The organism is Streptomyces sp. NPDC047061 (assembly GCF_040643955.1).
Lineage (GTDB): Bacteria > Actinomycetota > Actinomycetes > Streptomycetales > Streptomycetaceae > Streptomyces.
The window spans coordinates 56,434-71,849 of record NZ_JBEYVI010000012.1 but is presented as its reverse complement, the minus strand read 5'-3'; the positions used below and the strand labels follow the sequence as shown (position 1 = coordinate 71,849).

Genomic DNA, 15,416 nt, shown 5'->3' with positions numbered 1-15,416 from the left:
CCCTGCCCAGCTTGTGCAGGGGCATGCACGCCATTTTCACGTCACCGCCACACCGGTGACGGCGTCACAGGCCCTTCGTCACACGTTCCTCGCCGCTCGCGCCCGTCGGCCCGCCGTCACCGGTCGCCCGCGAGGTCACGCCTCGCCCTCGATGTCACGCCTCGCCGGCGAGGTCGAGATCCCCCTGCCCGGGGGCACCCTCCGGCTGCTTCTCGGTGCGCCAGGGCCTGGCGATCGGCGCCGAGACCGTACGCCACCACGGGTCCGCGGGCAGCTTGCCGGACGGCTCGAAGGGCTCACCGGGACGCGGCAGCGCGACCGCCTGGCCCGCCTCGTCGCCGGCGTCCTTGGTCCACTCCCCCGGCTCGGCCCAGGCGTGCGGGGCGAGGTTGAAGGTGCCCCAGTGGATCGGCAGCAACACACCGTGCGGCTGCCCGCCCTGGAGGTCGAGGTGGGCGCGCATGCCCTCCTGCGGCGTCATGTGTATGTCGGGCCAGAACTCGCTGTACGCGCCGATCTGGATCATCGTCACGTCGAAGGGCCCGTGGTCGGCGCCGATGTCCTTGAAGCCGTCGAAGTAGCCGGTGTCACCGCTGTGGTAGATCCGGTGCTCCTCGCCGGCCACGACCCAGGACGCCCACAGGGTGTGCTGGGTGTTGCGCAGCCCACGGCCGCAGAAGTGGCGGGCGGGGGTGGCCGTCAGGGTGAGCCCGCCGACCTTGGTCTCCTCGTGCCAGTCCAGCTCCCGCAGCCGGTCCGCGGAGACGCCCCACTGTTCGAGATGGGCACCGACGCCGAGCGGCACCGCGAACAGGGTGTCCGTGCCGGCCAGTGCCTTGATCGTGGGCAGGTCGAGATGGTCGTAGTGGTCGTGTGAGATGACCACCACGTCGACCGGGCCGAGCGCGGCGACCGGCAGCGGCGCCGGGTGCAGCCGCCTGGGCCCGGCGAACGGGAACGGGGAGCAGCGCTCGCCCCAGACGGGGTCGAACAGGACGCGGTGCCCGTCGATCTCCGCGAGGACGCTGGAGTGGCCCATCCACGTCACCCGCAGGCCGGAGGCGGCGGGCCGGCCGAGGTCGGCGACGGTGGTGGGGTGCACCGGGACAGTACCGCGGGGAGCCCTGCGGGCGCGCTGCTCCTTCTCGAAGTAGGTCTTCGCGAACTCCAGCATCGACCCCGAGGGCCGCATCCGGGTGGTACCGCCGGGGTTCTGGAAGACACCGTCCTTGAAGTGCGGGGAGCCCTGGATGCGGGCCAGGCGCTCGCCGCCGGGGTCCGCGCCGAAGGCAGCGGGCCGCAGCGCGCGGAGCCCGGAGCTCAGGGATCGCAAACCGGTCACGGTACCTCCAGTGGTGTAGCTGAGGTCCCCATTATGGTCGGCCCTTGTGACAGTCGGCGTTGACACCGCACCATCCGTCTCCCAATACTGACCCACTGTTCAGTAGCACTGTTTCTTCACACCGCTCCCGAGGAGCCCCCGTGACCGCTCCCCTGATGTCCCTCGTCTGGACCGACCACGTCACCGGCCGCCAGGGTTTCCTGGTCGTCGACCGGCTGGTACGGGGTGTGGCCAGTGGCGGTCTGCGGATGCGGCCGGGCTGCACCCTGGAGGAGGTCACCGGGCTCGCGCGCGGCATGACCATGAAGGAGGCCCTGCACTACAACCCCGAGGGCCGCTACATCCCGCTGGGCGGCGCCAAGGGCGGCATCGACTGCGATCCGCAGGACCCCGGGGCGTACGCCCTGCTGGTCCGCTATCTGCGCGCCATGCGGCCGCACGTGGAGAGCTTCTGGACCACCGGCGAGGACCTGGGGCTCACCCAGGACCTGGTGGACCGGGCGGCGGCCGAGGCGGGGCTGGTCTCCTCGGTCCAGGCCGTGTATCCGCTGCTGGACGACGAGGCGGCGGCCCGGCGGCGGCTCGCGGACGCCTTCGCCGTCGAGGTGGACGGGATCGGTCTCGACGAGCTGGCCGGTGGCTGCGGGGTCGCCGAGTCGGCGCTGACGGCCCTGGACCGGGCCGGGGTGCCGTACGCGGGGACGCGGGTCGCCGTGCAGGGCCTCGGCACGATGGGCGGGGCCACGGCACGGTTCCTCGCCCGCGCCGGGCTCACCGTGGTGGCGGTCGCCGACGTCAAGGGCACGATCGCCAACCCGGCGGGGCTGGACGTCGAGGCACTGCTGCGCGCGCGGGACGCCTACGGCACCGTCGACCGCGCGGTCCTGCGCCCCGGGGACGTGGAACTGCCGGGTGACGCCTGGCTCTCCGCCGACGCGGAGGTGCTGGTGCCGGCGGCGGTGTCGTACGCGATCGACACCGGCAACGAGCACCTGGTCCGCGCCCGCTGGATCGTGGAGGCGGCCAACATGCCCGTGCTGCCCGAGGCGGAGGAACGGCTGACCGCGCGCGGGGTGACCGTGCTGCCGGACGTGGTGGTGAACTCGGGCACCAACGCCTGGTGGTGGTGGACCCTGTTCGGCGACATCGGCCCCGACGCCGACGAGGCGTTCGCCCACACCCGCCGCTCGATGCGCGCCCTGGTGGAGCTGATGCTGGACCGCGCGGAGTCCGACGGCACGACCCCGCGGGCCGCCGCCCACGCCCTGGTGACCGACCGGCTGCCGGTGATCGCGGAGCGGTTCGGCTGGTACCGGTGACGGATCAGCGGCGACCGGAAGCGGCGGCGAGAAGCAGTGCGCTCAGGGCCGTGAGGGCGGTGCCCTGCCAGCCGAGGGTGTCGAGCAGGGGCGCGGCGACGGCCGTGCCCACGGCACCGACCGTGAAGTACACCACGAGGTAGACGCTGCTGAGGCTGCCGGAACGGGCAGGGTCGAGGGTGATGACGCGGCTCTGGTTCGCGGCCTGGGCGGCGAAGCAGCCGGCGTCGAAGAGGGCGAGGCCGAGGGCGGTGAGCCAGGGGGTGTCCAGGCCCGTGGCCAGCAGGGCGGTACCGGCCGCGGCGACGGCCATGGAGCCGCCGATCACCGTGCGCGGGCCGTACCGGTCGGTGAAGCGGCCGGTGAACGGGAGCGCGGCGAAGCCGAGCACCCCGGCCAGGCTGTAGAGGCCGATGGCGGTGGGGCCGAGGGAGCGCGGCGGCTGGGCCAGGTCCAGGGTGAGGGCGATCCAGACGAGGTTGAACGCGAAGTACCAGAGCGCTCCGGTGGCCACCGCGCGGCGCAGCCCCGGCTCGTTCAGGAGCAGCGGCGGGAGGGCGGTCAGGGTGGCGCGGTAGCCGCGGTCGGCGTGCGGCCGGTGCCGGGGCAGGAGCGTGGCTGCGGCGAGCGCGCCGAGCAGGGCGAGGGCGGCGAAGACGAGGAGCATCCGCCGCCAGCCGAGGGTGTCGGTGAGGGCGCCGCCCGCCAGCCGGCCGAGCAGGATACCGGCCGACATGCCGGCGGCCACCAGGGCGACGCCGGTGCCGCCGCGGCCCGGCCGGGCATGGCGGCCGGCGATGTTGCCGGCCTGGGCGGCCACGCTCGCGGCGGCACCGACGAGCAGATAGGCGGCCAGGAGCACGAACGCGTCGCGTGCGGTCGCGGCGAGCGCGAGCGCCGCGGCCAGGGCGGTGAGCTGCGCGGTGACCAGGCGGTTGGGGGCGAGGTGGTCGGTGAGCGGCAGCAGCAGGGCGAAGCCGGTCATGCAGCCGACGAGGGCGGCGGTGGGCACCAGGCCGATCACGGAGAGCGGCACGTCGAGGTCGGCGGCGACCGCGGTGAGCGCGGGCTGCACGGCGTAGTTGTTCGCGATCGCCGTCCCGGCCATGCCGGCCAGCAGGAACGTGCCGCCGCGGGGCAGCGGACGGCTCACGGCCGCGCGTCGCGGGTGAGGACGACGGCGTAACGGCACTCGGCGCCGGTGGTGTTGGCGAAGACGCGCTCGGCGGGCGCGCCGAGTTCGATGGTGTCACCGGCGTCGAGTTCGTGGACCGTGTCGCCGTCGTGGAAGGTCAGCCGGCCGTCGAGGACCCAGACGAGCTGGCGCACGAAGGCGAAGGCCGCGGCCGGATACGGGACGCGGGCGCCGGCGGGCAGCCGGATCTCGGCGATCTCCGCCGGGAAGCGCGGGCCGGTGATCTGGCGGCGCCGGTAGCCGGTGCCGGGGTCGCGCCACTCGGCGGCGTCGGTACCGCGCCGCACGCCCGGGATGTCGGCCGCGGGCTCCGGCGCGCCCTCGGCGAGGGCCAGCAGCGAGGCGACGCCGAGCTGGAAGGCGGCGGACAGCTTGCCGAGTACGACCGCGGTGGGGCTGCTCTCGCCGCGCTCGATCCGGCTGATCATCGCCGGGGAGACGCCGGAGGCGTCCGCGAGCTGCGCCAGGGTCCAGCGGCGGCGCTCCCGCTCGGCGCGGACCCGGGCGGCGATCTGCCGTACCAGGGGATCCGCCGTTGGTTCTACTATGTTGGACATGAATCCAATATACGAGAGAAGCAGGGTGACGGTGCGCCCGGCCCGTCCCGGTGACGGGGAGGCCGTCCGCACGATCCGCAATCACGCGATCGAGCACTCGACGGCCCTGTGGACGGAGACCCCGCAGTCCCCCGCCGAGGGCGCGGCCTGGTTCGCCGCGCACCTGGAGCGCGGCTCGGCGCTCGTGGCCGAAGTCGCCGAGGCGCCGGGCGAGGTGGCCGGATTCGCGGTCTACGGCCCGTGGCGGGCGCTGGACGGCTACCGGCACACGGTGGAGAACTCCGTCTACGTCCGCGAGGGCAGCCACGGCCTCGGCATCGGCTCGGCACTGCTGGGCCCGCTCATCACCTCGGCGCGCGCGGCAGGCCACCACGTGATGATCGCCGGCATCGAGGCACGGAACGCCGCGTCGATCCGGCTGCACGACCGGTTCGGCTTCGAGCACGTCGGGACGGTCCGGGAGGTGGGCACCAAGTTCGGCCGCTGGCTGGACCTGACGATCATGCGGCTGCCGCTGTGACGGCCACCCGGCTGCCGCCGGCCCGGGACGCCGACGCGGGCGGTGCGACAACCGATTAGGGTGACCGCGTGGCGAGAGTGCGGTTGAGTGTGGCCGAGCGGCGGGAGGAACTGCTGCGGGCCGCCATCGAACAGATCGAGGCGCGGGGCGTGGCGGCGGTACGGATCGCCGATGTCGCCTCGACGCTCGGCGTGAGCAACGCGCTGGTGCTGTACCACTTCTCGACGAAGGAGAAGCTGGTCGCCGCCGCCTTCACCTACGCCGCCGAGGGCGACCTGACGCATCTGCGCAAGCTCCTGGGCCGCCGTACGTCGGCGCTGCGCCGGCTGCGGGCGGCGGTGCGCTGGTACGCGCCGACGGGGCAGGCGAAGGGCTGGCGGCTGTGGATCGAGGGCTGGGCGGTGGCGTTGCGGGAACCCGCGCTGCGGGACGTCACCAAGGGCCTGGACCAGCAGTGGAAGGCGGCGATCGCGGAGGTCATCGCCGAGGGGGTGGCCGCGGGCGAGTTCCGGTGCCCCGACCCGACGGCGGCTGCGCTGCGGCTGACCGCGCTGCTCGACGGGCTCGCCGTCCAGCTGACGTCGTACCCGGGTGCCGTCCCCCGCGCCCGGGCGCAGGAGTGGGTCGACGAGGCCCTGGCGCGCGAACTGGGCCTGTCGGAGGAGAAGCAACCGGAGGAGAAGTAAGCGGCGGAGAAGTAAGGGGCGGCCCGCAAGGAGGCCACCCCTTACCCGCCGGTGCCGCCTCAAGCCACGGAAGCGATCCGCATCTTGATGTCGTCCGGGGAGAGCGCCCCCTTGGCCGTCACGTGGTCGCCGGAGGACTCGCCGCGCAGCCGGCGCCCGATCCAGGGGACCAGGTACTCGCGGGCCCAGTGCACGTCGTCGCGGCGGACCTCCAGGGTGCCGCGGGGCGGCAGCGGCGGCCACGGCTGGTCAGGGTCGGCCGGTACCTCGACGCCGAGCACCTGGCCGGCGCGCAGCGCCACGCGCGTGTGCCCGTCGGCCGAGAGATGCAGGCGGTCGCCGTCCCAGGCCCGGCGGTCCTGCACGGTCTTCAGGGACCACAGGTCCAGGACCGGGCAGCCGTACCGGTCGGCGATGGCCCGGACGTGCCCGTTGTACGTGGCGATCTTGCCGCGCAGATGCTTGAGGACGGGGACGCCCCGGGTGTCGAACCCGGTGGTCACCAGGACTGTGCCGATGGCCTCGGTCAGCTGGGCCACGGCCCGCTCGAACCGCTCGGCCACCTCGTCGGGGTCGGTGCCGGGGCGGATGATGTCGTTGCCGCCCGCGCAGAAGGAGACCAGATCCGGGGCGAGTGCCAGGGCCTGCGGCACCTGGTCCGCCACGATCTGGTCGAGCAGTTTCCCGCGCACGGCAAGGTTGGTGTACTCGAAGTCGCCCTCGGGCCGTCGGTCCGACAGCAGTACCGCGAACCGGTCGGCCCAGCCGACGAACGCCCCGTCGGGGCCGGGGTCGCCGACGCCCTCGGTGAAGCTGTCCCCCACCGCCGCGTACGACCCGATCACTGATGCATTGTCACTCTTCGAATCGTCTCCCACATCGGACCATGATTCACCTTCGACTGTGACCTACGCGACCGTAATAAGGGGTTGACGTTCGGTGAGATAAGACACTTTTAAATACTTTGCCAAGCTTGGAATAAGTCTCTGATCAGCGGCGTTGACGTGTCGATCACCGGACATGGAAACACCGAAGGCCGGACCCGGGGATCGGGGGTCCGGCCTTCGGAGTGTGTGTCGGACCGGTGCGCGCCGGGTCAGCCGACGGCGAGGCCCTTCGAGCGGAGGTAGGCGACCGGGTCCACGTCCGAGCCGTAGTCGGGGGTGGTGCGGATCTCGAAGTGGAGGTGCGGGCCGGTGACGTTGCCGGTCGCGCCGGAGAGGCCGATCTGCTGACCCGCGGTCACGGTCTGGCCGACCGAGACGGAGAGGGCGGAGAGGTGGCCGTACTGCGCGTAGTAGCCGTCGGCGAGCCGGACGACGACCTGGTTGCCGTAGGAGCCGCCCCAGCCTGCCGTGACGACCGTGCCCGTGCCGACGGCCTTGACCGGGGTGCCGGTCGGGACGACGAAGTCGACGCCCGTGTGGTACCCGCTGGACCACATGCCGCCGGCGACGTGGTAGCCGGTGCCGACGGTGGCACCGGTGACCGGAAGGGCGAAGCCGGAGGCACTCGTCACCGAGCCGTCCGACGCGGAGGCCGAGGAAGCCGAGGATGAGGTGGACGACGGCGAGGTGGACGACGGCGAGTTCGAGGGCGCCTCGGAACGGGAGCCGGAGTCCGCGGTGTCCGTCGTCGCGGCGTGCCGGCCGCCGAGCGCGAGCTCGAGGCCCGGGTGGATCAGCGAGGGGTTGTCGCCGACGGCCTCCCGGTTGTCGGCGTAGAGCCGGTGCCAGCCGCCGCGGACGTCGTGCTCGCGGGCGATCTTCGCGAGACAGTCGCCGGGCACCACGGTGTAGACGCGGTGCGCGGAATGCGCGGCGGAATTCTTCGCGGCCGTCTTCTTCACCGCGGTCTTCTCGACCGTGGGAAGCGACTGCGTGGCCTTTTCGGAAACGGACTGCGAGGTGGCCGCGTGGGCGCCGGTGGCCCCCATGAGCGGCAGCGCCAGGGCGGCGCCACCGGTTCCGGCGACGGCCATCGAGCGGGTGAGACGCTGGGACTTGGGGCGGCGGTGCTTACCCTTCGCGGGCATGGCGCATTCCTCTCCGGCGCCTGCGAGGTGAGCTGTCGGGTTCGGGCTGGAGCTGCCCGGCCACGCGGGAAGACGTGACTGCACCCCTGGCCGTCCCGGGAACCGGAACAGGCGGTCGTACCTGGTGGGTCCCCCGCTCCTGCCGGGCACGGGTGAGTGTGTGGGGACTCCGGGCGGCGGCAGGATTCGGCGTTCCGACCGGATGTGTGGCGAACGTAAGCGAGTGAGACGGACGCGGACAAGCGGCCGGTTCCGCCTGTCCGGGTTTCACTTGATCCGTTACCGGAAATCCCCGTCACCCTCCGTGAATTCCGGTCCTTTCGGTTTTCCAACCTTCTTGGAAAGCACCGCAATTACGTGAACATGACGCGCGACGGACGGTCACGAATATGACGCTCCTCACGCACGTCACACCACGTCCCCTTATTCCAGAGCGAGTTGTAATGAAGGCGCCAATTCGGACAGATGGGTTAGATGTGTCAGATCCGGCGGAGCCGGATGACCGACGCATCCAGGTCGCCCTTCAGCCCGGCGTGCAGCCCGTGATGCAACAGAACGGCACCTCGGTACACTTCGCCCGTTTCGCGGCATTCGTACGATTCCGTGGGATCGAGGCCCTGCAGTCGCAGCGCCGGCGCCGGCTCGCCGTAGCTCTGGGCCTGCAGCCAGGCGAGGACGACGGTCTCGTCGCCGAGCGTGTACTGCACCGCGCTGAGCCCGCCGGCCGGCGGCCGCAGCCGGAACTGGTCGCCGCGCTGCACGAGGGGCCGGATCTCCTTGTAGAGCTCCACCCAGCGCCCGGCCTCGGCGAGCTCCTCCTCGGTCCACTGCGAGAGGTCGCCGCCGACCCCGAGCGCCCCCGCCATCGAGCTGACGAAGCGGAAACGCAGACTGCTGACCCGGCCGTTGAGCTGGTGGTTCGGGCTGTCGGTGACCCAGGCGGACATCACCCGGGCGGGGTGGATCTGGCTGAAGCCGTGCTGGATGGCGAGCCGGTCCAGTGGGTCGGTGTTGTCGGAGGTCCACACCTCGTCGGTGCGGCTCATGATGCCGAGGTCGATCCGCCCGCCACCGCCGGAGCAGGACTCGATGGCGACGTCGGGGTGGGCCGCGCGGATCCGGTCGAGGAGGGCGTACAGCCCGCGGACGTGGTCGACCCACAGGCGCTGCGGGTAGGGCTCGCCGGGCCAGCCCGCGTCGGTGAAGCAGCGGTTGAAGTCCCATTTGACGTAGTCGATCGGGGCGCTGGACAGCAGCGTGTCGAGCTGCTCCCAGAGGTACTCCCGGACGTCCTCGCGGGCCAGGTTGAGGACGAGCTGGTTGCGCAGTTCTGTCCGCTTTCGCCCTTCCTGGTACTGCACCCAGTCGGGGTGCGCGCGGTACAGGTCGCTGTCCGGGTTCACCATCTCCGGCTCGACCCAGATGCCGAACTGCATGCCGAGGGCGTGCACGTAGTCGGCGAGCGGCTTGAGGCCCTTGGGGAAGCGGTCGAGGTTGGGTGTCCAGTCGCCGAGGCCGGCACGGTCGCTGGTGCGCTTGCCGAACCAGCCGTCGTCCACCACGAACAGCTCGATGCCGATCGCGGCCGCCCGCCGGGCGAGGGTGGCCTGCTGCTCCTCGGAGATGTCGAAGGTCGTGGCCTCCCAGGAGTTGAACAGCACGGGCCGGTCCCGGTCGGCGTCCGGGATGATGTACGCCCGCTGGTAGGCGTGCCAGGCACGGCTCGCCCCGCCGAAGCCGCCGTCGGTCCACAGGCCCGCGAAGACCGGACTGGTGTACGACTCGCCCTCGGCCAGCATCAGCAGGCCCGAGTCGTCGTAGCCGGCGCCGCCGGTGATCTGCACCCGCGCGTCCGGGAGTTGGGCGACGGCGATCCGCCAGGAGCCGGACCAGCCGAGGGCGCAGCCCCAGACCTCGCCGCGCTCCTCGGTGGCGTCGGTGTCGAGGGCGACCCAGGGCAGGTGCTGGTGGCTGGTGTGGCCGCGGCGGCTGCCGATGACCTTCTCGCCGTAGGTGAGCGGGGCGCTGGTGAGGCGGGACTCGGCGGCCCAGCGGCCGTGCAGCTGGGAGAGCCGCCAGCCCTCGCGGTCGGGCAGTGTCCAGGCGGCGGGGTCGGCGCGCAGCAGCTCCACGCGCGCGTGCCCCTCGTTGCCGACGGTCACCCAGCGCTCGACGACGTCGCCGCGCATCCGGTAGTGCAGGGTGATGAGGATCCCGTCGTCCCGGAAGCGCAGCCGCAGCTCGTCGCCGTCCGCGCCGTCCTCCGTCTCGTAGGCCTCGAAGGCCCACTCGGTGCCGCGCCGCTCCTCGGTGCGCACGGACAGGGAGGGGCGGACGAACCGCGGCCCGCCCTCGACGGGGTACTCCTCCCGGCCGTCGAGCGGCGACTCGAAGGCCCAGTAGCCGGGCAGCGCCCGGGTGCTGAGCTCCTCGGCGTCCGCGAGCTGGATTCTGGCGCCCCAGTGCAGGTGGAGCAGTTCGTCGGCCTCCGTGAGATGCAGCGCATAGCTGCTGCCGGGGCCCGACAGGAGCCAGGTACGACCGTTCTGGGCGATGTCCACCATCGAGAAACCTCACACAGCTGCCAACAGATCCGCTCAAGCACCAACATCATCAAGGGCTACGGGCTCCGGAATCAAGGGCCACGGGCCCTGGAGGCGATGCCTGTGGACAACTCATTGCCCGTGGAAACCGATGTCGTATGGTCGATCCAGTGCCCGTCGACGAGCAGCGCCGACGGGGCTGACCGGGAGGAGCCCCCCGTGACGCAGCAGGTCCCGTCCACCGAGCCCGAGCTGGCCGGGGTGCGCAACTTCCGTGACGTGGGCGGCCTGCCGACCGTGGACGGGCGGCGGGTGCGGCCGGGCGTGCTGTTCCGCAGCGGGCATCTGGCGCACGCCACGGAGCAGGACGCGGAGTTCCTCGCCTCGCTCGGCCTGCACACGATCTTCGACTTCCGCAACGCGGCCGACCAGAAGCTGGAGGGCCCGGACGTCGAGCTGCCCGGCACGCGGAACGTGAACCTGCCGCTGACCGACCCGGCGCACGGCGCCGAGTTCTGGACGATGGTCCGCGAGGGTGACATCGAGCAGCTGCGCGGGCTCCTGGGGGACGGCAAGGCCGCGGCCCGGATGGTGAACTCCTACCGCACGATCGTCAAGGACCGCACCGACGAGCACTCGCGCGTGCTGCACTCGATCGCCGAGGACAGCGTCCCGGCGCTGATGCACTGCGCGGCCGGCAAGGACCGGGCGGGCATCTCCATAGCCGTGACGCTGCTCGCGGTGGGCGTGGAGCGGGACGCGATCCTCGCCGACTACCTGGAGTCCAACGCCAAGCACCGCCGCTACAAGGTGCGGCGCAGTGGAAGCGGGGAGAGCGTGTACAGCCCCGAGGTGATGGAGCTGCTGGGCCCGCTCTTCGACGCCCGCGCGGAGTACCTCGCAGCGGCCTTCGAGAGCATCGACGAGACGTGGGGCGACGTCGACATCTACCTGGAGCAGGGCCTGAAGCTGGCTCCGGAGACCCGGGAGCGGCTGCGCGAGCGCCTGCTCGACTGAGGCTCAGCCCTTCGCGCCGAGGGAGAACAGCAGGAAGAGGAACGCTGCCAGGACGTGTCCGAGGGCGATGTAGATGATCAGCCGGACCCACAGGGCCCGGGGGAACTTGTCCTCGATGTCGGTCATGACAGCTCTCCGGTGATCGGGCCCAGGCACAGCGCGGCCGTGGGGCTCTGCAGCAGGGTGTGGACGAACAGGAGCTCGACCCCGTCCTGGTCCTCGGCGGCCAGCCGGTGCGGGGTCAGCGAGTCGAAGTGCGCGCTGTCGCCGGGCGCGAGCACATGGGTGGTGTCACCGAGACGCAGCCGGAGCCGGCCGCGCACGACGTGCAGCCACTCCTCGCCGGGATGCACCCGCACGATGTCGCCCTGGGTGCCGTACGGCACCCGGACGCGCAGCGCCTGCATCCCGCGGCCGGAGGCCCCGGCCTGCCAGTACGTCCAGCCGCCGGCGTGGGTCGGTTCCATGTCGCCGGCGTGCACGATCGCGTCCCGGTCGGCGACGGTCTCCCCCAGCAGGTCCGAGACCGTCGTACCGTAGACACGGGCGAGCGCGAGCAGCATCGGCAGCGAGGGCTGCCGCTGCCCGGTCTCCAGCCGGGAGAGGTGGGCGGGCGACAGCCCCGCGTCCCGGGCCGCGGCCTCCAGGGTGAGGCCGGCGCGGCGCCGCAGGGAGCGCAGCTGCGGGGCGACGGCCGGCAGATCGCCCACCGGCTCGCCCGTATGCTCTTTCTCGGAGGAGCTCATGCCTCCATTCAGCCGCAGTTTTGTCTCTGCGGCAATTTTCTTGCCTCAGAGACAAAAAGCTAGCGGTTGGCCACCGCCTGCTTGATCAGCGTCCTGCCGAAGTCCCACATCAGGCCGCCGCCGCTGTGGGCGTCGTCCATGACGTCCGTGAAGGCGTCCACGAAGCGGTCCACGTCCGTCTCGTCGACGATCAGCGGCGGGATGAGCTTGATCACCTCCAGGTGGTCGCCGGAGACCTGGGTGAGGATCCGGTGCCGCTGCAGCAGCGGTACGACGACCATCTGGGCGAACAGTCCCTTGCGGGCGGCCTGGAGCATGGTCCAGCGGCTGCGCAGCTTCAGCGAGCTGGGCCGGCCGAACTCGATGCCGATCATCAGGCCCCGGCCGCGTACGTCGGCGAGCAGCTCGTACTTGTCGGTCAGCGCGGCGAGCCGGGACCTGAGCTGCTCCCCCACGGCCCGGGAGTTGGCGACGATCTGGTCGTTCTCCATGACCGAGAGGACGGCGAGCCCGGCCGCCATGGCCTGGGCGTTGGCGCCGAAGCTCGCCGAGTGGACCAGGACCCGGTCCATGGACGAGTAGACCTTCTTGAAGATCCAGTCCTTGCCGAGGGTGGCGCCGACCGGGACGTACCCGCCGGACAGCGCCTTCGCCACGCACACCAGGTCCGGCTCGACGCCCTCCTCGTGCTGGTAGGCGTAGAAGTCGCCGGTGCGGCCGAGGCCGGTCTGCACCTCGTCGGCGATGAGCAGCGCCTTGTGCTTGTGCAGCAGTTCCTGCGCGGCGCGCAGATAGCCGGGCGGTGCCTCGTGCACGCCCTTGCCCTGGATCGGCTCGACGATCAGGGCGGCGACATCGCCCTTCTTCAGTTCGCGGGCGAGCGCGCCGAGGTCGCCGAGGGGTACGGCGGTGTCCGGCAGCAGCGGGGCGAAGCCGTCCCGGAAGCCGCTCTCGCCGTTGACCGACAGGGAGCCGGTGGTCAGGCCGTGGAAGGCGTGGTCGCAGTAGAGGACCCGGGGTCTGCCGGTGGCGAAGCGGGCGAACTTCAGGGCCGTCTCGACCGACTCGGTGCCGCTGTTGCCGAAGAACACCCGGTCCAGGTGCGGGCTGTGCGCGAGGAGCCGCTCGGCGAGCAGTCCGGGCAGCGGCTGGCAGTCGAAGCGGGTGAGGTCGGCGAGCTGGGCGTCCAGGACGTCGTGCAGGGCCTTGCGGACGACGGGGTGGTGGCGGCCGAGGCCCATCACCCCGAACCCGGCGAGCATGTCCAGGTAGTCGTTGCCGTCCGCGTCCCAGAAGTGGGCACCCTCGGCCCGCTCGTACACCTTGTCGAAGCCGATGGTGTGCAGCATGCGCGGGAGCTGATGATTCAGGTACTTCCCGTGCAACTCGTACCGCTCACCACCACGCTCGGCCAGCAGCGCACCGAGGTCGAACTCCGTACTCATTGCCTCTCCTTGTCAACGCCCTCGGCATCAGCGCCCCGTAGGGGCGCGGGGAACTGCGCGACCGGCCCCGACGGCGCCGCACCCGCCGCACGACCCCCCGCGGCACTCCCGTGGGCGTCGGCCCCCCGCCCCGCGAGGCTCGCCCCGACGGCACCGGCGATCTCCACCGGCGTCAGCCCGATGTCGGCCAGCACCTCCCCCCGCTTCGCATGCGCCAGAAACTGCTCCGGGATCCCGAACCGCCGCACCGGCACGTCCACTTCGGCGTCGCCCAGCGCCAGCGCCACCGCCGCGCCCACCCCGGACGCCCGGCTGTTGTCCTCGACGACGGCCACCAGCTCGTGCTGCGCCGCCAGACCGGGCAGCGCGGGGTCCACCGGTTTGACCCACCGCGGGTCCACGACCGTGCAGCCTATGCCCCGGGCGGCCAGCAGCTCGGCCGCCTGGAGGCAGACCGGCGCCATGACGCCGACCGCGACCAGCAGCACCCGAGCGTCCTCCCCGCGGTGCAGGACGTCGATCCCTCCGACCCGGTCCACCGCCGGGATCTCCGGGCCCACCGACTCCTTCGGGAAGCGGACCAGCGTGGGCGCGTCGTCCACCGCGACCGCCTCCCGCAGCTGGAGCCGCAGCTGTTCGGCGTCGCGGGGGGCGGCGATCCTGAGGCCGGGTACGACCTGGAGGATCGACATGTCCCACATGCCGTTGTGCGACGCGCCGTCGACTCCGGTCACGCCCGCCCGGTCCAGGACGAACGTCACCCCGCAGCGGTGCAGTGCCACGTCCATCAGCAACTGGTCGAAGGCGCGGTTCAGGAACGTGGCGTAGACGGCGACGACCGGGTGCAGTCCGCCGGTGGCGAGGCCGGCCGCCGAGACCGCCGCGTGCTGCTCGGCGATGCCGACGTCCCAGACCCGGTCGGGAAAGCGCTCGGCGAACCTGCCGAGGCCGACCGGGTGGAGCATGGCCGCGGTGATCGCCACGACGTCGTCCCGTTCCTCGCCGATCCGGACGATCTCGTCGCCGAACACCGAGGTCCAGGAGGGGCCGTTGGACGGCGCGAGCGGCTCGCAGGTGAGCGGGTCCATCACGCCGACGGTGTGGAAGTGGTCCTCCTCGTGGGCGAGCGCCGGTTCGTAGCCGCGCCCCTTCTCGGTGAGGCAGTGGACGAGCACCGGTCCGTGGAAGCGTTTCGCGCGCCGCAGCGCCGACTCGACGGCCTTGATGTCGTGGCCGTCGATCGGGCCGACGTACTTGAGGCCCAGGTCCTCGAACATGCCCTGCGGGGCGAAGGCGTCCTTGAAGCCCTTCTTGGCGCCGTGCAGGGACTCGTAGATGGTGTTGCCGACCACCGGGGTGCGCAGGAGGACGTCCTTGCCCCAGGCCAGCACCTTCTCGTAGCCGTCGGTGGTGCGCAGCGTCGCCAGGTGGTTGGCGAGGCCGCCGATGGTGGGGGCGTACGACCGCTCGTTGTCGTTGACGACGATGATCAGCGGCCGGTCCTTCGCCGCCGCGATGTTGTTGAGCGCCTCCCAGGCCATCCCGCCGGTCAGCGCGCCGTCGCCGATCACCGCGACGACATGGCCCTTCTCCCCCTGCACCTGGCGGGCCTTGGCGAGGCCGTCGGCCCAGCCGAGCGCGGTGGAGGCGTGGCTGTTCTCGATGACGTCGTGCTCGGACTCCTCGCGCGAGGGGTATCCGGACAGGCCGCCCTTGCCGCGCAGCTTGGAGAAGTCCTGACGGCCCGTCAGCAGCTTGTGCACATAGCTCTGGTGGCCGGTGTCCCAGAGGATGCGGTCGACCGGGGACTCGAAGACCCGGTGCAGCGCGACGGTCAGCTCCACGACGCCCAGGTTGGGCCCGAGGTGTCCGCCCGTCCTGGCGACCGCGAGCACCAGGAACTCCCTTATTTCTTCGGACAGTTCACCGAGTTCCGCCTCGGACAGCGCCTTCAGGTCGCGTGGTCCCCGGATCTTCTCCAGAATCGTCACGCTCGGCCCCCTCTCGGTCC

Annotated in this window: 14 protein-coding genes and 1 riboswitch; of the genes, 4 read left to right on the top strand and 10 right to left on the bottom strand. The window is 71.9% G+C overall.

Features of this window, described 5'->3' with window-relative positions; all coding sequences use genetic code 11:
• Positions 1-154: 154 nt before the first annotated feature.
• Positions 155-1,342 carry an MBL fold metallo-hydrolase gene (locus tag ABZ887_RS19295; protein WP_361290646.1) on the bottom strand — a complete coding sequence of 396 codons (1,188 nt, stop codon included), beginning with the start codon at positions 1,340-1,342 and terminating at the stop codon, positions 155-157.
• A gap of 140 nt (positions 1,343-1,482) precedes the next feature.
• On the opposite strand from ABZ887_RS19295, the gene ABZ887_RS19290 reads away from it, so the two are divergent.
• The gene (locus tag ABZ887_RS19290; RefSeq protein ID WP_361290643.1) at positions 1,483-2,661 is read left to right on the top strand and encodes a Glu/Leu/Phe/Val dehydrogenase dimerization domain-containing protein; all 1,179 of its coding nucleotides are present in this window, start codon (positions 1,483-1,485) and stop codon (positions 2,659-2,661) included.
• Between the two features lie 4 nt (positions 2,662-2,665).
• Here ABZ887_RS19290 and ABZ887_RS19285 read toward each other — a convergent pair whose 3' ends face one another.
• The gene (locus tag ABZ887_RS19285; RefSeq protein ID WP_361290640.1) at positions 2,666-3,814 is read right to left on the bottom strand and encodes an MFS transporter; all 1,149 of its coding nucleotides are present in this window, start codon (positions 3,812-3,814) and stop codon (positions 2,666-2,668) included.
• Positions 3,811-4,413, bottom strand: a complete 603-nt coding sequence (locus tag ABZ887_RS19280) for an XRE family transcriptional regulator (protein WP_361290637.1) — start codon at positions 4,411-4,413, stop codon at positions 3,811-3,813. Before ABZ887_RS19280 ends, ABZ887_RS19285 begins: the two co-directional genes overlap by 4 nt.
• Between ABZ887_RS19280 and ABZ887_RS19275 the strand changes: the two genes are divergently transcribed.
• Complete coding sequence (locus ABZ887_RS19275; RefSeq protein ID WP_361290634.1) at positions 4,412-4,933, top strand: N-acetyltransferase family protein; 522 nt, start codon at positions 4,412-4,414, stop codon at positions 4,931-4,933. The genes ABZ887_RS19280 and ABZ887_RS19275 overlap by 2 nt on opposite strands.
• Before the next feature lie 68 nt (positions 4,934-5,001).
• Positions 5,002-5,619 carry a TetR family transcriptional regulator C-terminal domain-containing protein gene (locus ABZ887_RS19270; RefSeq protein WP_361290631.1) on the top strand — a complete coding sequence of 206 codons (618 nt, stop codon included), beginning with the start codon at positions 5,002-5,004 and terminating at the stop codon, positions 5,617-5,619.
• A gap of 59 nt (positions 5,620-5,678) precedes the next feature.
• Here the strand turns inward: ABZ887_RS19270 and ABZ887_RS19265 are convergent, their stop codons facing one another.
• The 3 genes from ABZ887_RS19265 to ABZ887_RS19255 form a co-directional block, all read right to left on the bottom strand.
• On the bottom strand, positions 5,679-6,464 hold the full coding sequence (locus ABZ887_RS19265) for an SGNH/GDSL hydrolase family protein (RefSeq protein ID WP_361290628.1): 786 nt from the start codon (positions 6,462-6,464) through the stop codon (positions 5,679-5,681).
• Between the two features lie 251 nt (positions 6,465-6,715).
• The gene (locus ABZ887_RS19260) at positions 6,716-7,654 is read right to left on the bottom strand and encodes a LysM peptidoglycan-binding domain-containing M23 family metallopeptidase (protein ID WP_361290625.1); all 939 of its coding nucleotides are present in this window, start codon (positions 7,652-7,654) and stop codon (positions 6,716-6,718) included.
• A 4-nt stretch (positions 7,655-7,658) separates the two neighbouring features.
• A riboswitch (cyclic di-AMP (ydaO/yuaA leader) is annotated at positions 7,659-7,819 on the bottom strand.
• Between the two features lie 314 nt (positions 7,820-8,133).
• The gene (locus tag ABZ887_RS19255; RefSeq protein WP_361290622.1) at positions 8,134-10,218 is read right to left on the bottom strand and encodes an alpha-galactosidase; all 2,085 of its coding nucleotides are present in this window, start codon (positions 10,216-10,218) and stop codon (positions 8,134-8,136) included.
• A gap of 198 nt (positions 10,219-10,416) precedes the next feature.
• Between ABZ887_RS19255 and ABZ887_RS19250 the strand changes: the two genes are divergently transcribed.
• Positions 10,417-11,214: a tyrosine-protein phosphatase gene (locus ABZ887_RS19250; RefSeq protein WP_361290619.1), complete on the top strand. Its 798-nt coding sequence runs from the start codon at positions 10,417-10,419 to the stop codon at positions 11,212-11,214.
• A gap of 3 nt (positions 11,215-11,217) precedes the next feature.
• Here the strand turns inward: ABZ887_RS19250 and ABZ887_RS19245 are convergent, their stop codons facing one another.
• The 4 genes from ABZ887_RS19245 to dxs are packed head-to-tail and all read right to left on the bottom strand — an operon-like array spanning position 11,218 to position 15,396.
• Positions 11,218-11,340 carry a DUF6126 family protein gene (locus tag ABZ887_RS19245; RefSeq protein ID WP_361290616.1) on the bottom strand — a complete coding sequence of 41 codons (123 nt, stop codon included), beginning with the start codon at positions 11,338-11,340 and terminating at the stop codon, positions 11,218-11,220.
• Positions 11,337-11,960 carry an XRE family transcriptional regulator gene (locus tag ABZ887_RS19240; RefSeq protein WP_361290613.1) on the bottom strand — a complete coding sequence of 208 codons (624 nt, stop codon included), beginning with the start codon at positions 11,958-11,960 and terminating at the stop codon, positions 11,337-11,339. Before ABZ887_RS19240 ends, ABZ887_RS19245 begins: the two co-directional genes overlap by 4 nt.
• 59 nt (positions 11,961-12,019) lie before the next feature.
• Positions 12,020-13,405, bottom strand: coding sequence for an aspartate aminotransferase family protein (locus ABZ887_RS19235; protein ID WP_361290610.1), 1,386 nt, complete (start codon positions 13,403-13,405; stop codon positions 12,020-12,022).
• On the bottom strand, positions 13,402-15,396 hold the full coding sequence (gene dxs / locus ABZ887_RS19230; protein WP_361290607.1) for a 1-deoxy-D-xylulose-5-phosphate synthase: 1,995 nt from the start codon (positions 15,394-15,396) through the stop codon (positions 13,402-13,404). Before dxs ends, ABZ887_RS19235 begins: the two co-directional genes overlap by 4 nt.
• Positions 15,397-15,416 lie beyond the last annotated feature (20 nt).

Coding starts and splice junctions, on each gene's coding strand:
- ABZ887_RS19275 (WP_361290634.1), top strand. CDS start 4,412: ATGAATCCAATATACGAGAGAAGCAGGGTGACGGTGCGCCCGGCCCGT.
- ABZ887_RS19280 (WP_361290637.1), bottom strand. CDS start 4,413: ATGTCCAACATAGTAGAACCAACGGCGGATCCCCTGGTACGGCAGATC.
- ABZ887_RS19260 (WP_361290625.1), bottom strand. CDS start 7,654: ATGCCCGCGAAGGGTAAGCACCGCCGCCCCAAGTCCCAGCGTCTCACC.
- ABZ887_RS19255 (WP_361290622.1), bottom strand. CDS start 10,218: ATGGTGGACATCGCCCAGAACGGTCGTACCTGGCTCCTGTCGGGCCCC.
- ABZ887_RS19245 (WP_361290616.1), bottom strand. CDS start 11,340: ATGACCGACATCGAGGACAAGTTCCCCCGGGCCCTGTGGGTCCGGCTG.
- ABZ887_RS19240 (WP_361290613.1), bottom strand. CDS start 11,960: ATGAGCTCCTCCGAGAAAGAGCATACGGGCGAGCCGGTGGGCGATCTG.
- ABZ887_RS19235 (WP_361290610.1), bottom strand. CDS start 13,405: ATGAGTACGGAGTTCGACCTCGGTGCGCTGCTGGCCGAGCGTGGTGGT.